The sequence below is a fragment of the Microbacterium sp. STF-2 genome, assembly GCF_034650155.1.
Classification (GTDB): Bacteria; Actinomycetota; Actinomycetes; order Actinomycetales; family Microbacteriaceae; genus Microbacterium; species Microbacterium maritypicum_A.
This window is the reverse complement of the sequence record NZ_JARKMW010000001.1, coordinates 234,052-256,439: the sequence shown is the minus strand read 5'-3', so window position 1 is coordinate 256,439 and position 22,388 is coordinate 234,052. Positions and strand designations below refer to the sequence as shown.

General features: G+C 67.2%; 19 protein-coding genes. 6 read left to right on the top strand and 13 right to left on the bottom strand.

Translation table 11 applies throughout. From position 1 onward, the window contains the following. Nucleotides 1-43: 43 nt before the first annotated feature. From era to hrcA, 8 genes are all read right to left on the bottom strand, one after another. Complete coding sequence (era, locus tag MicroSTF_RS01220) at nt 44-940, bottom strand: GTPase Era (protein ID WP_322953019.1); 897 nt, start codon at nt 938-940, stop codon at nt 44-46. Continuing rightward, entirely contained in the window at nt 933-2,228 is a 1,296-nt protein-coding gene (locus tag MicroSTF_RS01215; protein WP_322953017.1) for a hemolysin family protein, read from the bottom strand. The genes era and MicroSTF_RS01215 overlap by 8 nt, the downstream gene beginning before the upstream one ends. Next, complete coding sequence (ybeY, locus tag MicroSTF_RS01210; protein ID WP_021198570.1) at nt 2,225-2,683, bottom strand: rRNA maturation RNase YbeY; 459 nt, start codon at nt 2,681-2,683, stop codon at nt 2,225-2,227. The genes MicroSTF_RS01215 and ybeY overlap by 4 nt, the downstream gene beginning before the upstream one ends. Then, complete coding sequence (locus tag MicroSTF_RS01205) at nt 2,680-3,705, bottom strand: PhoH family protein (protein WP_208323627.1); 1,026 nt, start codon at nt 3,703-3,705, stop codon at nt 2,680-2,682. The genes ybeY and MicroSTF_RS01205 overlap by 4 nt, the downstream gene beginning before the upstream one ends. Before the next feature lie 79 nt (nt 3,706-3,784). Then, a complete protein-coding gene (locus MicroSTF_RS01200; RefSeq protein ID WP_021198568.1) occupies nt 3,785-4,135 on the bottom strand; it encodes a histidine triad nucleotide-binding protein in 351 nt (116 codons plus the stop codon). Between the two features lie 67 nt (nt 4,136-4,202). Further along, nucleotides 4,203-4,931 carry a 16S rRNA (uracil(1498)-N(3))-methyltransferase gene (locus MicroSTF_RS01195; protein WP_322953015.1) on the bottom strand — a complete coding sequence of 243 codons (729 nt, stop codon included), beginning with the start codon at nt 4,929-4,931 and terminating at the stop codon, nt 4,203-4,205. A 2-nt stretch (nt 4,932-4,933) separates the two neighbouring features. Beyond that, nucleotides 4,934-6,049, bottom strand: coding sequence for a molecular chaperone DnaJ (dnaJ, locus tag MicroSTF_RS01190; protein WP_322953013.1), 1,116 nt, complete (start codon nt 6,047-6,049; stop codon nt 4,934-4,936). Nucleotides 6,050-6,086: 37 nt separating this feature from the next. Further along, a complete protein-coding gene (hrcA, locus tag MicroSTF_RS01185) occupies nt 6,087-7,118 on the bottom strand; it encodes a heat-inducible transcriptional repressor HrcA (RefSeq protein WP_029260211.1) in 1,032 nt (343 codons plus the stop codon). Nucleotides 7,119-7,221: 103 nt separating this feature from the next. Between hrcA and MicroSTF_RS01180 the strand changes: the two genes are divergently transcribed. Beyond that, entirely contained in the window at nt 7,222-8,640 is a 1,419-nt protein-coding gene (locus MicroSTF_RS01180; RefSeq protein ID WP_322953010.1) for a carboxylesterase/lipase family protein, read from the top strand. A gap of 13 nt (nt 8,641-8,653) precedes the next feature. Here MicroSTF_RS01180 and hemW read toward each other — a convergent pair whose 3' ends face one another. From hemW to lepA, 3 genes are all read right to left on the bottom strand, one after another. Beyond that, nucleotides 8,654-9,871, bottom strand: coding sequence for a radical SAM family heme chaperone HemW (gene hemW, locus MicroSTF_RS01175; RefSeq protein WP_292761746.1), 1,218 nt, complete (start codon nt 9,869-9,871; stop codon nt 8,654-8,656). Next, nucleotides 9,871-10,524, bottom strand: a complete 654-nt coding sequence (locus MicroSTF_RS01170; protein ID WP_017830360.1) for a DUF1990 family protein — start codon at nt 10,522-10,524, stop codon at nt 9,871-9,873. The genes hemW and MicroSTF_RS01170 overlap by 1 nt, the downstream gene beginning before the upstream one ends. 84 nt (nt 10,525-10,608) lie before the next feature. Continuing rightward, nucleotides 10,609-12,462 carry a translation elongation factor 4 gene (gene lepA / locus MicroSTF_RS01165; protein WP_021198562.1) on the bottom strand — a complete coding sequence of 618 codons (1,854 nt, stop codon included), beginning with the start codon at nt 12,460-12,462 and terminating at the stop codon, nt 10,609-10,611. 241 nt (nt 12,463-12,703) lie between these two features. On the opposite strand from lepA, the gene MicroSTF_RS01160 reads away from it, so the two are divergent. From MicroSTF_RS01160 to MicroSTF_RS01140, 5 genes are all read left to right on the top strand, one after another. Continuing rightward, nucleotides 12,704-13,687, top strand: coding sequence for an ABC transporter permease (locus tag MicroSTF_RS01160; protein WP_029260209.1), 984 nt, complete (start codon nt 12,704-12,706; stop codon nt 13,685-13,687). Nucleotides 13,688-13,689: 2 nt separating this feature from the next. After that, nucleotides 13,690-14,619: an ABC transporter permease gene (locus MicroSTF_RS01155; protein WP_029265003.1), complete on the top strand. Its 930-nt coding sequence runs from the start codon at nt 13,690-13,692 to the stop codon at nt 14,617-14,619. Beyond that, the gene (locus tag MicroSTF_RS01150) at nt 14,616-16,544 is read left to right on the top strand and encodes an ABC transporter ATP-binding protein (protein ID WP_029260207.1); all 1,929 of its coding nucleotides are present in this window, start codon (nt 14,616-14,618) and stop codon (nt 16,542-16,544) included. The genes MicroSTF_RS01155 and MicroSTF_RS01150 overlap by 4 nt, the downstream gene beginning before the upstream one ends. A gap of 117 nt (nt 16,545-16,661) precedes the next feature. Continuing rightward, on the top strand, nt 16,662-18,371 hold the full coding sequence (locus tag MicroSTF_RS01145) for an ABC transporter family substrate-binding protein (protein WP_029260206.1): 1,710 nt from the start codon (nt 16,662-16,664) through the stop codon (nt 18,369-18,371). A 541-nt stretch (nt 18,372-18,912) separates the two neighbouring features. Beyond that, nucleotides 18,913-19,668, top strand: a complete 756-nt coding sequence (locus MicroSTF_RS01140; protein ID WP_322953003.1) for an alpha/beta hydrolase — start codon at nt 18,913-18,915, stop codon at nt 19,666-19,668. Here MicroSTF_RS01140 and MicroSTF_RS01135 read toward each other — a convergent pair. Continuing rightward, the gene (locus MicroSTF_RS01135; RefSeq protein ID WP_322953002.1) at nt 19,663-20,901 is read right to left on the bottom strand and encodes an MFS transporter; all 1,239 of its coding nucleotides are present in this window, start codon (nt 20,899-20,901) and stop codon (nt 19,663-19,665) included. The two genes, MicroSTF_RS01140 and MicroSTF_RS01135, sit on opposite strands and share 6 nt — an antisense overlap. Beyond that, the gene (locus MicroSTF_RS01130; RefSeq protein ID WP_322953000.1) at nt 20,898-22,277 is read right to left on the bottom strand and encodes a glycoside hydrolase family 1 protein; all 1,380 of its coding nucleotides are present in this window, start codon (nt 22,275-22,277) and stop codon (nt 20,898-20,900) included. The genes MicroSTF_RS01135 and MicroSTF_RS01130 overlap by 4 nt, the downstream gene beginning before the upstream one ends. Nucleotides 22,278-22,388 lie beyond the last annotated feature (111 nt).

The window sequence follows — 22,388 nt, the reverse complement described above, 5'->3', positions numbered from 1 at the left end:
CGGCGGCCTGCCCGCCGCCATCGACGTGATACCGGATGTCATCTCAGAATCCGAGCCTGCCGAGCTGCTTCGGATCGCGCTGCCATTCCTTCGCGACCTTCACATGCAGCCCCAGGAAGACGCGCGTGCCGAGCAGCTCCTCGATGCCGACGCGCGCTCGCGCCCCCACCTCGCTGAGTCGCTTGCCCTTATGCCCGATGATGATCGCCTTCTGACTGTCGCGCTCGACCACGATCGAGGCGTGCACGTCGGTGAGGTCCGTGCCCTCACGGAGCGCGATGTCGTCGATGACGACGGCGATCGAGTGCGGGAGCTCGTCACGCACCCCCTCCAGGGCGGCCTCTCGGATCATCTCGGCGATCCGATCCTCCTGCGACTCGTCCGTCGTGATGCCCTCCGGATAGAGTGCCGGCCCCTTGGGCATCAGCGTCAGGATCTCGTCCGAGAGCACGTCGAGCTGCTCGCGCGTCAGGGCGGACAGCGGGATGACAGCGGCCCAGTCCTCACGCAGCGAATCGACCTCCAGGAGCCGCTCGGTGACCTCATCACGAGCGGCAGCGTCCATCTTCGTCACGATCGCGATCTTCTTCGCACGCGGGTAGCCATCGAGCGAGGCGGCGATCCGTCGATCCCCCGGACCGACCTTCTCGTTCGCGGGCACGCAGAAGCCGATGACGTCGACGTCGCCCAGCACCTGCTCGACGAGATCGTTCAGCCGCTCGCCGAGCAGCGTGCGCGGCTTGTGGATTCCAGGGGTGTCCACGATGACGAGCTGACCCTCGGGACGGTTCACGATGCCGCGGATCGCCCGACGCGTGGTCTGCGGCTTCTCGCTGGTGATGGCGATCTTCTCGCCGACGAGGGCGTTCGTCAGCGTCGACTTCCCGACGTTGGGGCGGCCGACGAATGTCACGAACCCGCTTCGAGTGTCGTCAGTCATCGTCTCGATCTCCTTCATCCTGCGAAGCGTCGGGTTCCCCCGCCGCACGTTCCACGAACACCGTCGCGATACCTCTGCCACGGCCGCGCGATGCGCCACCCGTGAGAACCAAACCTTCCACGGTGGCCGTTGCACCGGGCTGCGGAACCTGTCCCAGCGCTTTGCCGAGCAGCCCACCGATCGAGTCGACATCCTCGTCCTCGAGCTCGAGACCGAAGAGATCGCCGACGTCCTCGAGCGAGAGACGGGAGCTCACGCGGTATCGTCCGTGACCGAGATCGACGAACTCCGCCGACACCTGATCGTACTCGTCCGAGATCTCGCCGACGAGTTCCTCGATCAAGTCCTCCAGCGTCACCAAGCCCGAGATCCCGCCGTGCTCGTCGATCACCAGACACACATGCACGGCGTCGCGCTTCATCTGCTGGAGAAGGGTCTCGGCGCGCATCGACTCGGGGACGAAGGTCGCCGGGCGCGCGATCGGCCGGATCGAGGCCGCGCGCCACGCGCTGTCGTCACGATAGGCGAACTGCACGAGGTCCTTGAGATAGAGCACGCCGACGACGTCGTCCGCATCGTCATCGACGACGGGCATGCGCGACACACCCCGGTTCAGGAACAGCGACATGGCCTCATCCGTCGTCGCCGTGGCATCGACGGTCACCATCTCGGTGCGGGGCACCATCACGGCGCGGACGAACTGATCGGTGAAGTCGAACACCGAGTGGATGAGATTGCGGTCGTCCTCCTCGATGAGGTCGTTCGACGCCGCCTCGTCGACCATGCTGAGCAGCTGGTCCTCACTGGTGAAGGAGCTGCGGCCGGTACCCGGCGTGACGCGGTTGCCGAGCACGACGAGTCCCTGGGCGAGGGGGCCCAGGAAGATACGGAGTCCACGCACGACCGAGGCCGTGCCGCGGATCATGCCCTCAGCGTGCTGGCGCCCGAACGAGCGCGGGCTCGCCCCCACGAGAACGAAGGTGATCGCGGTCATCAACAGGGCGGCGGCGAGCATCGCCCACCAGTTGTTCTCGATCAGGATGGTGAACGCCACCGTCACGAGCACGGCGGCTGTGACCTCTGCCAGCACGCGGATGAACGCCACGGCGTTCACGTGCGCATCGAGGTCCGCGGCGATGCGACCCAGAGCCTTGGCCCTGCGCCCTTCCGTCGCCATGTCGGCCAGACCCGCCCGTGACGTGACACCGTATGCCGCATCGATCGCGGACATGAGACCGCCGAAGGCCACCAGCAGCACGGCGGCGATCAGCAGGAGAGCCGCGGTCATCGCCGGCGTTCAGCTGCGGCGAAGCCCTGGATCAGTTCCTTCTGCAGCCCGAACATCTCACGCTCCTCGTCAGGTTCGGCATGATCGAATCCGAGAAGGTGAAGCAACCCGTGCGTGGTCAGCAGGATCAGCTCGTCCATCAGAGTGTGTCCTGCGGCCTGCGCCTGCGCTTCCGCGACCTGCGGGCAGAGGACGATGTCGCCGAGCAGACCGGGAGCGGTCGGGCGATCCTCGGTACCGGGGCGCAGCTCGTCCATCGGGAAGCTCAGCACGTCCGTGGGACCGGGCTCATCCATCCACTGCACGTGAAGAGCCTCCATGGCGCCCTCGTCGACGAGAACGATCGCCACCTCGGCGTCCGGGCTCACGTGGAGCTGTGCGAGGTTGAAGTCGGTGAGTCGCTGCAGCACGGTCTCATCGACGTCGATGGCCGACTCGTTGTTGATCTCGATCATGAGAGTCCTCGTTTCGGGGCGCGATCACGCGGTCCTGGTCGTTGCGCTCCTCGGCGCTCGGCACGATTGGCGAACTCGGCCGCCTGTTCGCGCTCGAACCGCTGCGCGGTGCGCTTCTCGTCGTACTCGCTGTACGCGTCGACGATGCGGCCGACCAACGAGTGGCGCACCACGTCATCGCTGGTGAGGCGGGAGAAATGGATGTCGTCGATTCCGTCGAGCACACGGGTGACCAGACGGAGACCGGATGCACCCTGCGGAAGATCGACCTGCGTGATGTCGCCGGTGACGACCATCCGCGTGCCGAAGCCGAGGCGCGTGAGGAACATCTTCATCTGCTCGGGAGTCGTGTTCTGCGCCTCATCGAGCACCACGAAGGAGTCGTTGAGGGTGCGGCCGCGCATGTAGGCGAGCGGGGCGACTTCGATCGTGCCCGTCGCCATCAGTCGCGGCACGATCTCGGGGTCCATCATCTCGTTCAGCGCGTCGTACAGCGGGCGCAGGTACGGATCGATCTTGTCCGTGAGGGTGCCGGGGAGGAACCCGAGCCGCTCCCCCGCCTCGACGGCGGGACGGGTGAGGATGATGCGGGTCACTTCCTTGCGCTGCAGGGCCTGCACCGCCTTCGCCATCGCGAGATAGGTCTTGCCCGTACCGGCGGGACCGATGCCGAACACGATCGTGTTCTCCTCGATCGCGTCGACGTACTCCTTCTGACCGAGGGTCTTCGGACGGATCACCTTGCCGCGGGTGGTCAGGATCGCCTCGCCCAGCACCTCGCTCGGACGCGGTCCGCCCTCCTGACGCAGCATGCGCGCGGAGCTCGACACATCGCTCGGGGCCAGGTCGTGCCCCGCCCTCGTCATGGCGAGGAGCTCGTCGACCAGCGCTTTCGCCTTCGCGACCGCATCGGTGCTGCCGCCGAGCGTGATCTCGTTGCCGCGCACGAGCACCTGGACGCCGGGGTGCTCCTTCTCGAGCATCCGCAGAAGCCGGTCCTGGGGCCCGAGCAGCTGCACCATCGCGACGCCGTCGGCGTAGATCTTCTCGACGGCCTCGGGAGGCTGACCTCCCCGGCTGCGCTCCTGGGGTTCGTGGTTCTCAGGCACCGACGCTCTTCTCGGTCAATCCGCCGCCCAGCACATGCGCGTGGACGTGGAACACGGTCTGCCCGGCGTTCGCGCCGGTGTTGAAGACGAGGCGGAAGTCGCCGTCTTCGGTGTGCTCCGCGGCGAGCTCCCCCGCGAAGGCGATCATGTCCGCCAGCAGAGTGGCATCCCCGGCAGCGAGCTCGGTCACGTCGCGGTACTCCGCGGTCTTCGGCACCACGAGCAGATGCACGGGCGCCTGCGGCGCGATGTCGCGCAGAGCGAAGAGGCGGTCGGTCTCGCCGATGATCTCGGCAGGGATCTCCCCGTTCAGAATGCGCGTGAAGATCGAGGGTTCCGTCATGCCGTCAAGTCTACTGACCACAGCACGCTCGCAGTCCGGTGCGCGTGGGCAGGCGGGCGAGTCGCGTTCACCATCGTCCGAGTGCGACCGACAGCACGGCGATCGCGGCAGGCCCTGCCGTCGAGGTGCGCAGCACGGTATCGCCCAGGAGCACGCGCTCGGCCCCCGCCTCCGTCAGGCGGTGGAGCTCCTCTTCGGAGATCCCGCCTTCCGGCCCAACGACGAGCACCAGGTCACGGCCGTCCGTCACGATCTCGGACAACCGCACGGGGGCCGTCGGGTCGAGGAGCAGAACACGCTGCGAGCTGACGCGCTCGGCGAGCTGCTTCGTCGAGACCGGCGCGACCACCTCCGGGACCCACGCGCGGTGCGCCTGCTTCGCGGCCTCGCGCACGATGCTCGCCCAGCGCTCCCTCCCCTTCACCGCCTTCGGACCTTCCCAGCGCGACACGCTGCGACTCGCCTGCCAGGGCACGATCTCGTCGACGCCGAGCTCGCACGCGGCCTGTACGGCGAGCTCATCGCGATCGCCCTTCGCGAGCGCCTGCACCAGGACGATCCGCGGACGGGGCGCGGGACGCTCGACGCGCTCTGCGATGCGCACGTCGACGCGAGCGGGCGACACCTCCTCGGCGACACCGGCCAACCTCACTCCGGCACCGTCGCCGACCGTGACGGCCTCGCCGACGCGAAGCCGTCGTACGACGGCCGCGTGCTTGGCTTCGGCTCCGGTCAACGACACGATGTCGCCGACTCCGGCATCGGTCGACGAGTCGACGAGGAAATGCAGGGCCATGGTCAGTGGCTGCGGAAGCGGTCGCGGAGCTTCGAGAACAGTCCCTGTTGGAACTGCGCGAGCTGGGGCTCCGGCGACTTCGTCTTCTTGGCGAAGTCCTCGATCAGGGCCCGCTGCGCGGAGTCCAACCTGGTCGGGGTCAGCACCTGCACGCCGACCCGCAGATCGCCGCGCTGAGTCCCTCGGAGCGGCGTGATGCCGCGGCCCTTGATCGAGAGCACGTCGCCGGACTGCACACCGGCACGGATCTCGAGGTCCACCTCACCGTCCAGTCCCTGGATCTTCGTCTCCGTGCCGAGGATCGCATCCGTCATCGACACCTCGAGCGTGGCGAGCAGGTCGTCGCCCTCACGGCTGAACGCCGCGTGCGGGTTGACCGTCACCTCGACGTACAGGTCTCCGTTCGGTCCGCCCGCCTTGCCGACCTCGCCGGAACCGGGAAGCTGCAGACGGAGCCCCGTCTCGACGCCGGCCGGGATGTCGAGCGACACGGTACGGCGCGAACGCACGCGGCCCTGGCCACCGCACGTGCCGCAGGGGTAAGGGATCGTCGTGCCGTAGCCCTCGCACGTGCCGCAGGGCTGAGAGGTCACGACGTTGCCGAGCAGGCTGCGCACCTGACGCTGCACGTGACCGGAGCCACCGCAGATGTCGCAGGTGACCGGAGAGGTGCCCTCCTGGCAGCAGGATCCCTGACACGTCTCGCACAGCACCGCGGTGTCGACGTCGATGTCGCGGTGCGCACCGAACACCACATCGCCGAGGTCGAGGGTCACGCGGACGAGGGCGTCCTGGCCACGCTCGCGACGCGAACGCGGACGCGCGCCACGTCCGCCGCCCTGCGAGGCCCCGAAGAACGTCTCGAAGATGTCGCCGAAACCGCCGAAGCCGCCGAAGTTCCCTGCTGCACCGTCTCCGCCGCCCATGTCATAGCGCCGGCGGGAGTCGTCGTCGCTGAGCACGTCGTACGCATGCGTGACGAGCTTGAACTTCTCCGCCGCGTCCTCTCCCGGGTTCACATCCGGGTGCAGCTGCCGGGCGAGGCGCCGGTACGCCTTCTTGATCTCATCGGTGGAAGCGTCTCGGGACACCCCGAGAACCTCATAGTGGTCCGCCACAATCGCCTTTCTTGCGTGTGTCTCGGTGGCGACCGCGTCAGCGGCCGGCCTCGTCTTCATCGAGCATCCGCGACAGGTAGCGGGCCACGGCCCGCGCTGCGGCGAGGTTGCTCGGGTAGTCCATGCGCGTCGGTCCCATCACTCCGACGCGCGCCGTGCCGCTCGGGGCGGCGTAGTTGCTGGCGACGATCGACGCCTCGCCCAGGCCGAACGGGGCGTTCTCCGTGCCGATGCTCGCGGCGAGTCCGTGCTCGTCAGTCACCATCTCGCTCATCAGACGCAGGAGCGTCACCTGTTCCTCGATGGCTTCGAGGAGGGGGTGGATGCTGCCGCGGAAGTCCTGCTCCCGGCGCGCGAGGGTCGCCGCTCCCGCCATCACCAACCGCTCCTGGCGGAACCCTCCGAGTTCGTCGACGATCACCGCAGCAAGCGTGCGCAGCACGGCATCCTGGGGCTTCTCCTCGGCGACCAGCAACGCCTGCAGCCGATCGGATGCCTCCCCGATGCCCTGACCGGTGATCGACGCGGACAGCCGTGCGCGCAGCACAGCCATGTCAGCGTCGTCGATCGGCTCCGGGAGGACGGCCATACGCTGCGAGACCCCGCCGGCATCGGTCACGAGCACGATCAGAAGCCGGTTCGGCGCGAGCGCGACCAGCTCGACGTGCGTGACATGCGCGCGGGCGAACGAGGGGTATTGGGCGAGCGCGACCTGGCCGGTCAGCTGTGTCAGCACCCGCACCGTTCGCGCCATCAGGTCGTCGAGGTCGGCCGGCTCGCCGAGGAAGGACTCGATCGCCGAGCGCTGAGCCGACGAGAGCGGTCGCAGCTGGGCGAGGTGGTTCACGAAGACGCGATAGCCCTTGTCGGTGGGCACACGGCCGGACGAGGTGTGCGGAGCCGTGATGAGCTCTTCGTCCTCGAGCAGCGCCATGTCGTTGCGGATCGTCGCCGCCGAGACGCCGAACGAGTGCCGGTCGACGATGGAGCGGCTGCCGACGGGTTCGTGGGTCTCGACGTAGTCCTGCACGATCGCTCGGAGAACCTGGAGTCCTCGCTCTGTGACCATCGCCCTTCCCTTCCGCTGGCACTCGGACGTTCAGAGTGCCAATCCTACCCCGTGCAGCTCGGGATTCTCCGTACCGCGGACGCACGACCCTAGGATGACGCTCATGACCACCTCGCCCCAGGCCACCCTGTCGAACGGCCTCGTCCGCGGCACCGAGGAGGCCGGGGTGGTCCGCTACCTCGGCATTCCCTATGCCCAGGCGCCGTTCGGGGAGAACCGCTTCCGCACACCGCAACCCGTCCCGGCCTGGGAGGGCGTGCGAGAGGCGACGCAGTTCGGGCCGACACCACCCCAGGTCCCCTACGCCGGAGCGATCGGCGAGCTGCTGGGATCTGTGCGCATCGACGGCGACGACATCCTCACCGCGAATGTCTGGGCTCCCGCTGATGCCTCGGGCGCGCCTGTCCTGCTCTGGATCCACGGCGGCGCGCTCGAGCGAGGGACCGCCGCGCTGCCGCTGTACGACGGCACCGTGTTCGCCGCGGCAGGCCTCGTCTTCGTCTCGATCAACTACCGACTCGGTTCGGAGGGCTTCTCGGTGCTGGACGGCGCCCCGCGGAATCTCGGCCTGCGCGATGCCGCCGCCGCTTTGGAGTGGGTGCACCGAGAGGTCCAGGCGTTCGGCGGCGACTCGGCGCAGATCACCGCCATGGGCGAGTCGGCCGGTGGCGCGATCGTGGCCGGTCTCCTCGCGCGGGACACCTCCCGTGAACTGATCAGCCGCGCGATCATCGAGTCCGGCCCACTTCACGCCCAGACCGCGCGGAAGGCAGGAAGAGTGACCGCGCAGATCGCGAAGCGACTCGGTGTGCGGGCCGACCGTGAGGCCTTCGCCGCGCTGACACCCGACCAGCTGCTGGACGCGCGCACGGCGCAATCGGCGGGATCGTCACCCCTCGCCGGGGCGCCGGGGTTCCAGTTCGCGATCGATGCCGAGAGCCTTCCCCGCTCGCCGCATGAGGTGCTCGGGGAGATCGACACCCCGCTCCTCATCGGCAGCAACACCGACGAGTATCGGCTCTGGTTCCCGCCGGAGGCGCTGGCCGCCATCGGCGGGATGAAGCTGCAGGCCGCACGGCTGCTGTCACGCATCCCCCGGCGCGCGGTGACCGCGTACCGATCCGCATTCCCCGACGCGAGCACCGGGGAGATCTTCGGGCAGCTCGTCACGGACATGATGCTGCGTGCGCCCCTCAGCCGTGTGGCGGCGGCCCACCCGGACACGACCTACGTCTACGAGTTCGCCTGGCCGAGTCCGGTGCGTGACCTGCGGGCGGCCCACGCACTCGAGCTCGGGTTCGTGTTCGATCGGCTCGATGATGCCGAGGCCGAGCGACTGGCGGGTCCCGATGCTCCGCGCCGGCTCGCCGCCGAGATGAACGCCGCCTGGGTCGGGTTCGCGACCGCCGGAGACCCCGGGTGGCCCGCCTATGGGCCGGACCGCCGGACGCGTGTCTTCGATGCGGACAGCGCGACGGTGACGCAGCGGCGGACAGCGGGCATGGATCTGCTTCCCGGATGATTCCGAGAAGGAATCAGTCGGTCAGCTGGCGGACCACGGCATCCGCGAGAAGACGGCCCCGCAGTGTCAGTTGGATGCGCCCCTGCAGCGCTGCAACGGGGTCGACGAGCCCGTCGGCCATGAGCCCGGCGACCCTGCTCCGGTTCGCACTCGGCACGTCGTCGACGGCGATGCCCTCACGGATACGACTGAGCAGCAGGATGCGCTCGAGCGTGCGCGACTCCTCGTCCGGGCGCTCGGTGCCGGCTGCCGGAGACTCGGATGCCGAGAGACGCTGCGCGTACGCGGCCGGGTGCTTCACGTTCCACCACCGCAGGCCGGCGACGTGGCTGTGCGCACCAGGACCGAAGCCCCACCAGTCGCTCCCCCGCCAGTACGCGAGGTTGTGCCGCGACCGGCGATCAGGCGTGCGCGCCCAGTTGCTCACCTCGTACCAGTCGAAGCCACCGTCGGCCAGGCGCGCATCGGCGAGCTCGTACATGTCGGCCTGCAGGTCGTCGTCCGGCGTCGGCACCTCGCCGCGGCGGATCTGGCGGGCCAGCTTCGTACCGTCCTCGATGATGAGCGCGTACGCGGAGATGTGATCGGGTTCGAGCGCGAGGGCAGCATCGAGAGAGGCCTCCCAGTCGGACAGCGACTCCCCCGGTGCGCCGTAGATCAGATCGACGCTCACGGCGAGACCTGCATCCTTCGCGGCGGCGACGGCGGTGCGCACGTTCTCGGGGCGATGGGTGCGATCGAGCGCGGCGAGCACATGGGGAACGGCGGACTGCATCCCCACCGACATCCTCGTCACCCCGGCGTCCGCGAGAATGCGGGCCACCTCAGGTGTCACGGTGTCGGGGTTCGCCTCCACCGTGACCTCTGCACCCTCGGCCAGGCCGAACGCGTCGGTCGCCGCGTCGAGCATGCGTGCGAGGTCACCCGCGGGAAGAAGGGTGGGCGTACCTCCGCCGAAGAAGACCGTGTCCATCGGCCGCTGTGCCCCGGCGTCGTCCAGCACACGACGGGCGAGGGCGATTTCGGAGATCAACGTGGATGCGTAGTCCTCCTGCTTCGCCCCGCGCAGCTCGGTCGATGTGTACGTGTTGAAGTCGCAGTACCCGCAGCGCACCGTGCAGAACGGAATGTGCAGGTATGCCGAGAACGGAACGGCCGTGTCGATCGCGAGGTCGGACGGCAGGCGCCCGTCCGCTGGCGCGGGATCTCCGAGGGGAAGCGGTCCCGCCATCAGAGCGGGGTCGCGTAGAGCGGAGAGATCGCCCGGAGGTAGCGCGCGAAGAGCTCACGACGACGACGCTTCACGAGCGCGGGAATCGTGCGGTAGAGAAGACCGTTGGGCGCATCGAAGGCCCGGACGGTGAACCACACCTCGTCGTTGTCTTCACGCCAATCCACGTCGAACGACTCCTCGCCGCTGACGACCGATCCGCCGACCGTGCCCAGGACGAACCCGACACGTCGGGTCTCCTCGGTGACGGAGATCACGCGCAGCTCGGAATCGGCGCGCATGCCGGCGACGCGTCCGCGAAGGTGCAGGGTCATCCCCGCCCCGACGAACGGCATCCCCTCGGCGTCGTACCGCGGCTCGACGTCTCGCTTGCTCGGAGCGATCGGGTTGCCTTCCGCGTCGAAGCTCACTCCGGCGTAGGCAGGTCCCGGCGCGGGTCGCACGTCCTCGACCGAGAGGCCGGCCGCACGCTGCGCCGTCCACGACAGAAGCGCTTCGCCAGCCGTCTGGAACCGTTCGACCCCACTGCCGATGCGCCAGGATTCCTCCGCCGGGATGCTGCGCTCCGGTGGGTACTGCATCAGGTCGGGCGCATGGGTCGCACCCACGGCCGCATAGTCCACCGTGTCGTCTCGGAAAGTCCCGCGCCGCATGACTTCCACCCTACTTCGCGTTACCTGAGCGAACACCCCCACGCGCCGCGGGACGTCACATCCCCCGGGCGCGATCGGGTCCGACTACTTCTTGTCCTTGCCTTCGACGTCGCCCGAGAGCGCGGCGATGAACGCCTCCTGAGGGACCTCGACGCGGCCGACCATCTTCATGCGCTTCTTGCCCTCCTTCTGCTTCTCGAGAAGCTTGCGCTTGCGGGTGATGTCACCGCCGTAGCACTTGGCGAGCACATCCTTGCGGATCGCACGGATGGTCTCGCGGGCGATGATGCGCGCACCGATCGCCGCCTGGATCGGCACCTCGAACTGCTGGCGAGGGATGAGCTTGCGCAGGCGCTCTGCCATCATCGTGCCGTAGGCGTAGGCCTTGTCGCGGTGCACGATCGAGCTGAAGGCGTCGACCTTCTCGCCCTGGAGAAGGATGTCGACCTTGACGAGGTCGGCCTCCTGCTGACCGGACGGTTCGTAGTCGAGCGACGCGTAGCCCTGGGTCTTCGACTTCAGCTGGTCGAAGAAGTCGAACACGATCTCGCCGAGGGGCATGTTGTAGCGCAGCTCGACGCGCTCCTCCGAGAAGTACTCCATGCCGAGCAGCGTTCCGCGGCGCGACTGGCACAGCTCCATCACGGTGCCGACGTAGTCCTTCGGCAGCAGGATCGCGGCCTTGACCATCGGCTCCGACACCGAGCCGATGCGCCCGTCCGGGTACTCGCTGGGGTTGGTGACGGTGACCGTCTCGCCGGTGTCGCTCGTGAGCACCTCGTAGATCACGCTGGGCGCTGTCGTGATGAGGTCGAGGTTGAACTCGCGGGCCAGACGCTCGGTGATGATCTCGAGGTGCAGCAGCCCGAGGAACCCGCAACGGAAGCCGAAGCCGAGCGCGACCGAGGTCTCCGGCTCGTAGACGAGCGAGGCGTCGGAGAGCTTCAGCTTGTCGAGCGCCTCGCGCAGCTCCGCATAGTCGCTGCCGTCGATCGGGTACAGGCCCGAGAAGACCATCGGCTTCGGGTCGGTGTAACCGGGAAGGGCCTCGGAGGCCGGCTTCCGGGACGTGGTGATCGTGTCACCGACCTTCGACTGACGCACGTCCTTCACACCGGTGATGAGATAGCCCACCTCGCCGACGCCGAGTCCCTTGGTCGGGGTCGGCTCGGGGCTCGACACGCCCACCTCGAGGGCCTCGTGGTTCGCGCCGGTCGACATCATCTGGATGCGCTCGCGCGGCGAGAGGCTGCCGTCCACCATGCGTACGTACGTGACCACTCCGCGGTAGGCGTCGTACACGGAGTCGAAGATCATCGCGCGGGCCGGAGCATCCGCGTCTCCGGTCGGGGCGGGGATCTCCTGCACCAGTCGGTCGAGCAGATCCTCGACGCCGACGCCGGTCTTGCCGGAGACGCGAAGGACATCCTCGGGTTTGCCGCCGATGAGCGAGGCCAACTCCTTCGCGTACTTCTCCGGGTCGGCGGCCGGCAGATCGATCTTGTTCAGCACCGGGATGATGTGGAGGTCGTTCTCGAGCGCGAGGTAGAGGTTCGCGAGCGTCTGCGCCTCGATGCCCTGTGCCGCGTCGACGAGCAGGATCGCTCCCTCGCAGGCCGCGAGCGAACGCGAGACCTCGTACGTGAAGTCGACGTGGCCGGGGGTGTCGATCATGTTCAGCGCGACGGTCTGGCCATCGAGTTCCCATGGCATCCTGACCGCCTGGCTCTTGATGGTGATGCCGCGCTCACGCTCGATGTCCATGCGGTCGAGGTACTGCGCGCGCATGTCGCGATCGGAGACGACTCCGGTGATCTGGAGCATGCGATCGGCGAGCGTCGACTTGCCGTGGTCGATGTGGGCGATGATGCAGAAATTACGGATCTGCGCAGCCGGCGTCGCAGCAGGCTGAAGAGGGGTGAGAGCGCGTGGGGACATGTCCACTCGATTGTACGGTCAGGGGAGGCTAATCCCCGATTCGGCCATACCGGTGATAGTCTCCCGAAGTTGCCAGGGAAAATCCGTGACACCGGATCCCGCAAGCGATAAGACTCCGTCACATACCCCGTGATGGTCGTCGCATCGCAGAGTTCGGTGGATGGCGATTGTGTATCCAACTGACTCAGCGTTGCGTCGGCAGATCCCGAGCGCGTCTGTAGAAGAGAAAGACTGACCCCTTTTGATCAAGTACCTCCTGCGCCGAGCACTCGGCTGGCTGCTGATGATCGTGGTCGCCACGAATCTCACGTTCTTCCTGGCGTGGGGCTTCCTCGATCCGCGCAGCAACTACGTGGGACGGCGTCCCCCGCTCTCCCCCGAGCAGATCGACAACGTCCTCACCCCGCGCAACCTCAGCGACACCGTTCCCCTGATCGAGCGGTGGTGGAACTGGTTCAGCAGCATCCTGTTCCGTTGGGACTGGGGCGTGAGTCCCACGGGTCAGTCCGTCAACGAGCAGGTCTCGTATCGCATGTGGGTCAGCGCGGAGCTCGTCCTCGGCGCGACGATCATCGCCGCAGTGCTGGGCATCTGGCTCGGTGTCTACACCGCCTCCCGCCAGTACAAGCTCGCCGACCGCATCGGTCAGGCGACCTCGATCATCACGATGAACGTGAACATCATCGTCGCGGGTCTCGCCGTGGTTCTTCTCGCGATCGCCCTCAACGAGTGGACCGGGGTCCGCATCTTCTACGTCACCGGCTCCTCGAGCCCGGGCGTCACCGGCTTCTTCCCGGTGCTGGTGGACACCCTGCAGCACCTCACGCTGCCGACCATCGCCCTCGTGATCGTGGGCTACGCCCAGTACCACTTCCTGCAGCGTTCGCTCCTGCTCGACAACATCAACGCCGACTATGTGCGCACCGCACGCGCGAAGGGTCTCACGAAGGCGCAGGCCGTGCGCAAGCACGCCCTGCGGACGTCGCTCATCCCGGTCGCGACGCAGGTCGCCTTCACCATCCCGACGATCTTCACCGGCGCGATCCTGACGGAGCGGATCTTCGCCTGGCAGGGCATGGGACGGTACTTCCTCGACACCATCAACAACAACGACATCAACGGCGTCGTCGCCGTCGCCGCCTTCGGCGCCGTGCTGACGGCGATCGGCGCGGTGCTCGCCGACATCGTCGTCGTCGTTCTCGACCCGCGAGTGAGGGTGAGCTGATTATGACCACCGATATGATCGACCCCCTCGTCGAGCCGCCGGCCGCGCCGCCGACCGCCGACCGCGCCTCGGGCAAGTCGTTGTCCAAGTGGACGCTCTACACCCGCCGGTTCATGCGCAACAAACCGGCCGTGGGTGGCGTCGTCGTCCTGCTCGTGCTGATCCTCTTCTCCACGCTCGGACCGCTCCTCTCGCAGTACCAGGTCGACAGCATGGACTTCCTCGCCCTGAGCCAGCCGCCGTCCGCTGCGCACTGGTTCGGCACCAACGGCGCCGGCAACGACACCTACGTGCAGACCGCCATCGGCTTGCAGCGATCCCTCATGATCGCGATCACCGTCTCGGTGGGCACGACGATCCTCTCGGCGCTCGTCGGGACCGCGGCCGCCTACTTCGGCGGCTGGTTCGAGCGCATCGCTCTCCTGGTGATCCACTTCATGATGGTGGTCCCCACCTTCCTCCTGCTGTCGATCGTCTCGAACGACTCCGGCGGAGTGTGGTGGGTCATCGCGTTCGTGATGATCTTCGTCAGCTGGTTCTTCCCCGCGAGGATCATCTGGACCATGACCCTGTCGCTGCGTGAACGCGAGTACGTACAGGCCGCTCGGTACATGGGTGTCCGGGGACTGCGCATCGTGACGCGTCATCTCATCCCGAACATCGGCTCGCTGCTGGTGATCAACTTCACCCTCGGCATCGTCGCCGCTGTGACGACCGAGACAGGCCTGTCGTTCATCGGCTTCGGCGTGAAGATTCCCGACGTGTCGCTCGGCTCGCTGATCGGCGAGGGCAGCTCGTCCATCGTCAGCGCACCATGGCTGTTCTACTTCCCCGCATTGGTCCTCACCTTGCTGACCGTCTCGATGGCGCTCATCGCCGATGGACTGCGCGATGCTCTCGATCCCACCTCGGCTGCAGGAGGCCGCGCATGAGCCCTGTACTGTCCGTCCGCGACCTCAGGGTCAGCTTCGCGTCCGAGGCCGGCCGTGTCGACGCCGTCCGTGGCGTCTCCTTCGACCTGGAAGCGGGAAAGACCCTCGGCATCGTCGGCGAGTCCGGCTCCGGAAAGTCCGTCACTTCTCTCGCTGTGATGGGTCTGCTCGACGAGAACGCCAAGGTCACCGGCTCCATCGTGTTCGACGGCCAGGAGCTTCTCGGCAAGACCGACACGCAGCTCTCCGCCATCCGCGGCAACGGCATCTCGATGGTCTTCCAGGATCCGCTCACCTCGCTCACCCCGGTCTACACGATCGGCGCCCAGCTGATCGAGGCGCTGACGGTGCACCGCAATCTCAGCATCAAGGAGGCGACCGCACGTTCGATCGACCTTCTCAAGCTGGTGGGCATCACCGAGCCCGAGAAGCGGATGAAGTCGTTCCCGCACGAGTTCTCGGGCGGCATGCGCCAGCGCGTCGTGATCGCGATCGCGATGGCGAACGATCCGAAGCTGATCATCGCCGACGAGCCCACCACGGCTCTCGACGTCACGATCCAGGCGCAGATCCTCGACCTCATCGAGAAGGCGCAGGCCGAGACGGGTGCCGCCGTCATGATGATCACCCACGACATGGGTGTCGTCGCCCGAACGGCCGACGACGTGATGGTCATGTATGCCGGCAAGCCCGTCGAGCAGGCGCCCGTCCGCGAGCTGTTCCACCAGACCCGGATGCCGTACTCGATCGGTCTCCTCGGCGCGATCCCTCGCGTGGACAAGGCCGAGAAGGAACCGCTCACCCCCATCAAGGGCAACCCGCCGCTGCTGATCAACCTTCCGGACGCGTGCCCGTTCGCGGACCGCTGCCCCATCGTCATGGACGCGTGCCGCACCCGTGAGCCCGAGCTGCTGCCCGTGCTCACCGGTGGCGGCGAAGAGCACCGTGCCGCGTGCATCCGCGCGAACGAGATCACCGACGGCGGCCTGCTCGGTGGTCTCCCGGTGTACCCGGTGCGCGAGGCACCGGAGAGCGAACTGACTCGACTCCCCCGCGAAGAACGACCGATCACGCTCGAGGTGAAGAACCTCACCAAGACGTTCCCTCTGCTCAAGGGGGCTTTCCTGAAGCGCAAGGTCGGCGAGGTGCACGCGATCAAGGGCATCAGCTTCGACGTGCGCGAAGGTGAGACCCTGGCCATCGTCGGTGAATCCGGCTCCGGCAAGACGACGACGCTGCTGCAGATCATGGACATGGTGAAGCAGACCGACGGCGACATCGTCATCGCGGGAACAAGCGTCAACGACATCCACAGCCACAAGGTGGAGCGGGCACTGCGCCGCGACATCCAGATCGTGTTCCAGGACCCGATGGGAGCCCTCGACCCGCGTATGACGGTCGCGGACATCATCTCGGAGCCGCTCTCGGCCATCGGCACCCCGAAGGCCGAGGCGCACCGCCGTGTGAAGGAGCTGATGGACCTCGTCGGACTCAACCCGGCGCACAGTGATCGCTTCCCGCAGGCGTTCTCCGGAGGCCAGCGTCAGCGCATCGGCATCGCCAGGGCGCTGTCGACGAACCCGAAGATCCTGGTGCTCGATGAGCCGGTCTCGGCGCTCGACGTGTCGATCCAGGCCGGTGTGATCAACCTGCTCGACGATCTGAAGGTCAAGCTCGGACTGTCCTACCTCTTCGTGGCGCACGACCTGTCGGTCGTCCGTCACATCGCCGACCGGGTCGCCGTGATGTACCTCGGCGACTTCGTCGAGCACGGCGACGTCGACGACGTCTTCGACAACCCGCAGCACCCCTACACGAAGGCGCTGCTGTCCGCGATCCCGGTCCCGGACCCCGACATCGAGCGCACGCGTGAACGGATCGTGTTCGATCCCGCCACGGTGACAGCGCGGCCTGCGGCCTCATGAGCAGACCACGGATCACCGTCCGATAACGGTTAGCCGATATTCACTCGCCGCCCGGACATTCGAGGATCCGGCGAACTATTCTCCCCTTATGACACGCCGCAAGGCGAAAGGAGCACCATGAAGCAGTACAAGCTGATGGGAGCGCTGGCACTCACCGGCGCTTTCGCACTCGCGCTCAGCGGGTGCGCTACCGGCAACACCGGCAGTAGCGACAAGGGCGACAACGGCGAAGCAGCCGAGGTCGAGATGGCGAACTACAACCCGCAGCCCCGCGAGAACCTCAAGGAGGGTGGTGACGTCAACTTCGCCATCCGCGAGGTTCCGGACCAGCTCAACGCGTTCAACAGCGACGGCAGCGCCGACACGGCTCGCGTCGCCGCCTGGTACACGCCGCAGATCATCCTGATGAAGCCGGACGGCACGCAGTACAAGAACGACAACTACCTCTCCGAGTGGAAGAACGAAGTGAAGGACGGCAAGACCGTTCTGACGTTCACGTTCACCGATGAGGCGCACTGGAACGATGGCACCGACATGGATTGGACCGCCATCGACGCCACGTGGAAGGCGAACCGCTCCTACGACGAGGGCTTCAACCCCAACGCGACCGACGGCTATAAGGACATCGAGTCCGTGGAGCAGGGTGACACCCCCAAGACGGCCATCGTCACCTTCAAGGGCGAGTTCGCGTGGCCGCAGATGCCGTTCAACAGCGGCGTCCTGCACCCGGCTCTCGCCGACCCGACGAACTTCAACGAAGCGATGATCGACAACCCGCACCCTGAGTGGGGCGCAGGTCCGTACACCGTGGACGAGTTCGATGCCAATAAGGACTACATCTCGTTCAAGCCGAACCCCGAGTGGTGGGGCGATGCACCGCTGCTGGACAAGGTCACGATGACCGGCATGGACGCCCAGGCCGGCGTCAACGCCTTCAAGAACGGCGAGGTCGACATGGTCGAGACGGGTTCCCAGGAGCTCATCGACCAGGTCAAGGACGTCGACGGTGCGAAGGTATACCGCGCGCAGCAGACCGCCAACACGATCCTGCAGGTCGACTCGACCAAGCCGCAGTTCGAGGACGTCAAGGTTCGCGAGGCGTTCTTCAAGGCCGTCAACATCGATCAGCAGAAGCAGATCGCCTGGAACGGTCTCGGCTACTCCGAGGACCCGGCCGGCTCGCTGACCCTGTACTCGTTCCAGCCCGGCTACAGCGACTCCATGAAGGAGGCCGGCTGGAAGTTCGACGTCGAGGGCGCCAAGAAGCTGCTCGACGAGGCCGGCTGGAAGGAAGGCTCCGACGGCATCCGCGAGAAGGACGGCGTCAAGCTCTCCGTCGTGTACCCGATCTGGAGTGACTCCGCCACGCAGAAGGCCCTCGCGCAGTCGCTGCAGGCTCAGGAGAAGGCGATCGGCATCGACGTCAAGGTCGAGGTGCGGCCCTCCAGCCAGTTCTCCGACGACTACACGTCGAAGAACTGGGATGTCTCCGGGCTCCGCTTCACCGCCTCCGACCCGTTCGGTGCGGCATGGTTCTGCCAGCTGTACTGCTCGGACTCCGGTCTCAACCTGTCGGGTGTCGGCGATGCCGAACTTGACGCCGAGATCAAGGACAAGGTCGAGTCGCAGACCGACCCCGAGGCACAGACCGCTGCCGCGATGAAGCTCGAGCCGGAGATCTACAAGCGCTGGGGCCTCATCCCGCTGTACAACGGCCCGCAGATCTACACCGTCAAGGAAGGCCTGGCGAACCTCACGCCCGAGCCCTACGTCGGTCTGGACCTGTTCGGTATCACCCCGGTCGAGAACGTCGGCTGGGAGAAGTAACACTCTCTGACACACATGGTGTCGAAGCGGGGTCGGTGGTTCATCCACCGGCCCCGCTTCAGTTGCGTAGACGGCCCCCTCCGACGACGAACCAGGACTTCACACCCGCTCTATTGGTATCTCAATACACCGTTGCCGGGAGACTTCCGTACGGATCGTCGCGAATGCAATGTTCTATGTACTCAGTTCATGGATCGAGCAGATCGGAGTGTCATGTCGAAGGCCAAGAAGAACATCGGGATCACCGTGAGCGGAGTCAGTCTCGCGTTCATGATTTCGTTCGCGACGGCTGCTTCAGCCTCAGCGAGTTGGGAGATCGAGAACCCTGGAGGACATACCGGCGCCGCGACAGGCGGATTCAGTCGGTGCTACACCCCGGGGGGCCAGGCGTACATCTGCCCGAGATAGTGCGCTCACCAAGAATTCGAACATCCAGCCGGTCGAGAACGTCGGCTGGGAGAAGTAACACTCTCTGACACACATGGTGTCGAAGCGGGGTCGGTGGTTCATCCACCGGCCCCGCTTTCCTTATGCTGAACCCGTGAGCGTCCAGATCGTCTTCGTGCACGGTATCCGCACGTCCGCCACCATGTGGCGGTCACAGGCGGCCTACCTCGAGGAGCGCGGCTACGCCTTCACCGCCGTCGACCTCCCGGGGCACGGCACGCGGATGCAGGAGGACTTCACCCTCCACGAGGCGCTGCACACCATAGATGAGGCGGTGCGCACCGCGGCCGAGAAGGGCCCCGTCCTGCTGGTGGGGCATTCGATGGGCGGATTGCTCTGCCTCGCGTACGTCGGGGGCGCGGAGCAACCTCCCGTCGCGGGGCTGATCGCGGCGTCCTGCACCTCGATCCCCCACGGTGCCGGGCTCGCGGCCTACCGTCTCTTCACTCGAGCCGTCGATGCCCTTCCCGACCGCGGGATGTGGCTGACCGGCCGGATCCTCGAAGCCACCGTGCCTGTGGAGACCCGGTCCGACTTCGCCGCCGGCGGCTACGCGCTCGACACCCAGGACGCCGCGCTGCGCAGTCTGGCCGCGCTCGACATCGCCGCGGCGATCCCTCGCATCACGATTCCGCTCTGGTTCGTGAACGGGCAGTACGACCAGCTGCGGCTCAACGAGTCACTGTTCCGACGGCTCGCCCCGCATGCCGAGCTCATCATCGTGCCACGCACGACGCACCTCGTCACCGCGACGCGGCCGCAGATCTTCAACGCCGTGCTGCAGCTCGCCATCGCGACCGTGGAGCGTGACGCCGCGCAGGGAGTGGCGCCTGACCCCTCGAGTTCATGACGCCCTGGCCGGCTGCCGCGCGAACGCCGTGAGCAGCCCGCCGACGAGGGAGAGAACCGCCGCCGCGACGAACACGAGCCAGAAGCCGCCGACCAGCGCGACCAGTCCCGCCCCCAGCACAGGGCCGATGAGCTGCCCGAGCGCGGCTGTGACGTTCACGATCCCGAGGTCCCTCGCATGGTCCTGCTCGTCCGGCAGCAGGTCGGCGGCGAATGCGAGGCCCACCGTCGAGAACGCGCCATAGCCGAGGCCCATCAGCGCGGCGGCGACCATCGTCATCTCGAACGTCGGTACCAGCGCGATCGCCACCCCCGAGGCCGCCTGCACGACCGTCGCCGCCACCGTGAGCGTCCGGCGATTCCCTGTCCGGTCGGAGACGATCCCCGTGATCACCGAGGCGATGACGACGAACACCGTGTAGACGACGATCAGCAGCAGCAGGTTGTCCTGGGCGATGGCGCTGGGCTGGCCGAGGCCGTGCAGCAGGAAGAACAGGAACAGCGCGGTCCCGAGCGCGTTGCCGACGTTCGTCACCAGGCGCCCGGACAGCATCCAGGCGAAGTCGCGATCGCGCAGTGAGTCCAGGTGGCGGCGTCCGATCCGTTTCGGCCGCATCGCCTCCGTGGTCGGTGGATCGGGCAGCAGCAGCGCCGCCGTCGTACCGACCACCGCGATGATCCCGGCGAGCAGGAGATAGCCTTCCCGGAGCTCGAGACCGAGCAGGACAACGAGGCCGACCCCGACCACGATGCCGACAGCCTGGCTGGACCCGACCGCGGCGGAGGCGGCCCCGCGCTGTGTCGTCGGCAGCTGGTCGGCGATCAGCGCGGTGAAGGCGGCGGACGACACCGCCACGCCGATCGACACCCCGACCCAACCGGCGCCCACGGCCCATGGCCCTTGCGCGTAGCCGGTGAGGACGAGGCAGACCGCGGTGAACAGCACACCGCCCAGCGCCCACGGACGCCGACGGTGGCGGCCCGCAGCCGCGCCGTCCGAGAGCGCGCCGGCCGCCGGTCCCGCGATGATCCCGGCGAACCCGCCGATTCCGAGAACCAGTCCCGAGGAGACGACGCCCCGGATCCAGTCGTCCTGCGGGGTGTCGAGCTGCAGCGGCAGGAGCAGCTGCACCGGCGTGAGCTGCACGGTCCAGATCGCCAGCCACGCGAGCGTGAACAGCGACATCCAGCGCGCACCCGCGCGGACCGGGCGCGTTCCGGTCGCTTCGGTCATCTCGCCGCCTCCGTCGTGGCAGCGGTCGCATCCGTCCGCGCGCTCTCGATGATCCCGCGGTACCAGTCGTACGACGCCTTGGGCGTCCGTTCCCCCGTCTCGAAGTCGACGTGGACGAGTCCGAAGCGCTGAGTGTAGCCGTCAGCCCACTCCCAGTTGTCGAGCAGCGACCACACCGTGTACTCCTCCACCGGCACCCCCGCATCGATCGCCTCCCCTACCGCGGCGATGTGTCCCGCCAGATAGGCGATCCGATCGGCGTCATCCACGCGGAGGGCGCGCTCGGGTTCCGGGAACGAGGCGCCGTTCTCGCCGATGATCACGGGCGGCATCTGCGGATGCCGGGTGTGCAGGTCGATCAGGAGATCGCGCAGCGCGCTCGGCATGATCGGCCATTCCGGACCGAACCCGGTGACCGGGACTCCCGGAGTGGGCACGATGTCGAACGGGATCGGGCTCTCCTGCTCGGCGGCGGTCACCGTGGTCGGGTTGTAGAAGTTGATGCCGTAGAAGTCGATCGAGCGTCCTATGGCCTCGAGGTCGCCGTCCTGCACAGGCATCGGGGGCAGGCCGAGTGATTCCAGGTCGGGGTATGTTCCGGCGAGGAGGGGTTCGCTGAAGATCCGGTTGTGGATCAGATCGTAGACCGCTGCGGCCTGGTGGTCTTCAGCGGTGTCGGCCAGCGGCAGGACCCGAGTGTGGTTGTTGACCAGTCCGACCGATGCGGCACCACGCTCCCGCAGAGCGGCTGCCGCGCGAGCATGGGCGAGCAGTTGATGGTGAGCGGTCGGCAGCGCGCCGAAGAGGAGCTGCTTCCCGGGCGCAAGCGCGCCGACCGCGTATCCCTGAAGCGTCATCATGGCGGGCTCGTTCAGGGTGTACCAGTGCTGCACCCGGTCGCCGAGACGATCAGCCACGATGGCCGCATAGTCGGCGAAGCGCTCCGCGGTATCGCGCTCGAGCCAGCCGCCGCCTGCTTCGATGAGACTCGGCATCTCCCAGTGGAACAGGGTGGGGAACGGGACGACCCCGGCATCGAGGAGGAGATCGACCAGGCGCGAGTAGTGATCGAGGGCCGACGCGTCACCGCGGCCGAGGCCGTCGGGCTGCACGCGAGCCCACGGGATCGAGAACCTGTAGCGGTCGAGACCCAGGCCCGCCGCAAGGGAGACATCATCCTCGGGGCGCCGGTAGCTGTCGCACGCGGGATCCGCCGTCGATCCGTCGACGATCGCTCCCGGTCTCTCGAGGAAGTCATCCCAGATGGAACGACCGGATATCCCGGTGGGGCGCGACCCCTCGATCTGGAACGCTGAGGTCGCGGCGGACCAGCGGAGCCCGGCGGGCGCAGACAGGCGAGGGAACGCGGGGGTCATGGGGCTCCTTGACATCAGTGTCGAGATAGTGATGATTCTGCACCCGGTACCATCGAATGCGCGACTGCGTCTCGCATTCTCCTCGTCGTTTCGCGTCAACAGCCCCTCTGC

Coding starts and splice junctions, on each gene's coding strand:
- era (WP_322953019.1), bottom strand. CDS start 940: ATGACTGACGACACTCGAAGCGGGTTCGTGACATTCGTCGGCCGCCCC.
- MicroSTF_RS01215 (WP_322953017.1), bottom strand. CDS start 2,228: ATGACCGCGGCTCTCCTGCTGATCGCCGCCGTGCTGCTGGTGGCCTTC.
- ybeY (WP_021198570.1), bottom strand. CDS start 2,683: ATGATCGAGATCAACAACGAGTCGGCCATCGACGTCGATGAGACCGTG.
- MicroSTF_RS01205 (WP_208323627.1), bottom strand. CDS start 3,705: ATGGTGCAGCTGCTCGGGCCCCAGGACCGGCTTCTGCGGATGCTCGAG.
- MicroSTF_RS01200 (WP_021198568.1), bottom strand. CDS start 4,135: ATGACGGAACCCTCGATCTTCACGCGCATTCTGAACGGGGAGATCCCT.
- MicroSTF_RS01195 (WP_322953015.1), bottom strand. CDS start 4,931: ATGGCCCTGCATTTCCTCGTCGACTCGTCGACCGATGCCGGAGTCGGC.
- hrcA (WP_029260211.1), bottom strand. CDS start 7,118: ATGGTCACAGAGCGAGGACTCCAGGTTCTCCGAGCGATCGTGCAGGAC.
- MicroSTF_RS01180 (WP_322953010.1), top strand. CDS start 7,222: ATGACCACCTCGCCCCAGGCCACCCTGTCGAACGGCCTCGTCCGCGGC.
- hemW (WP_292761746.1), bottom strand. CDS start 9,871: ATGGCGGGACCGCTTCCCCTCGGAGATCCCGCGCCAGCGGACGGGCGC.
- MicroSTF_RS01170 (WP_017830360.1), bottom strand. CDS start 10,524: ATGCGGCGCGGGACTTTCCGAGACGACACGGTGGACTATGCGGCCGTG.
- lepA (WP_021198562.1), bottom strand. CDS start 12,462: ATGTCCCCACGCGCTCTCACCCCTCTTCAGCCTGCTGCGACGCCGGCT.
- MicroSTF_RS01155 (WP_029265003.1), top strand. CDS start 13,690: ATGACCACCGATATGATCGACCCCCTCGTCGAGCCGCCGGCCGCGCCG.
- MicroSTF_RS01150 (WP_029260207.1), top strand. CDS start 14,616: ATGAGCCCTGTACTGTCCGTCCGCGACCTCAGGGTCAGCTTCGCGTCC.
- MicroSTF_RS01145 (WP_029260206.1), top strand. CDS start 16,662: ATGAAGCAGTACAAGCTGATGGGAGCGCTGGCACTCACCGGCGCTTTC.
- MicroSTF_RS01135 (WP_322953002.1), bottom strand. CDS start 20,901: ATGACCGAAGCGACCGGAACGCGCCCGGTCCGCGCGGGTGCGCGCTGG.
- MicroSTF_RS01130 (WP_322953000.1), bottom strand. CDS start 22,277: ATGACCCCCGCGTTCCCTCGCCTGTCTGCGCCCGCCGGGCTCCGCTGG.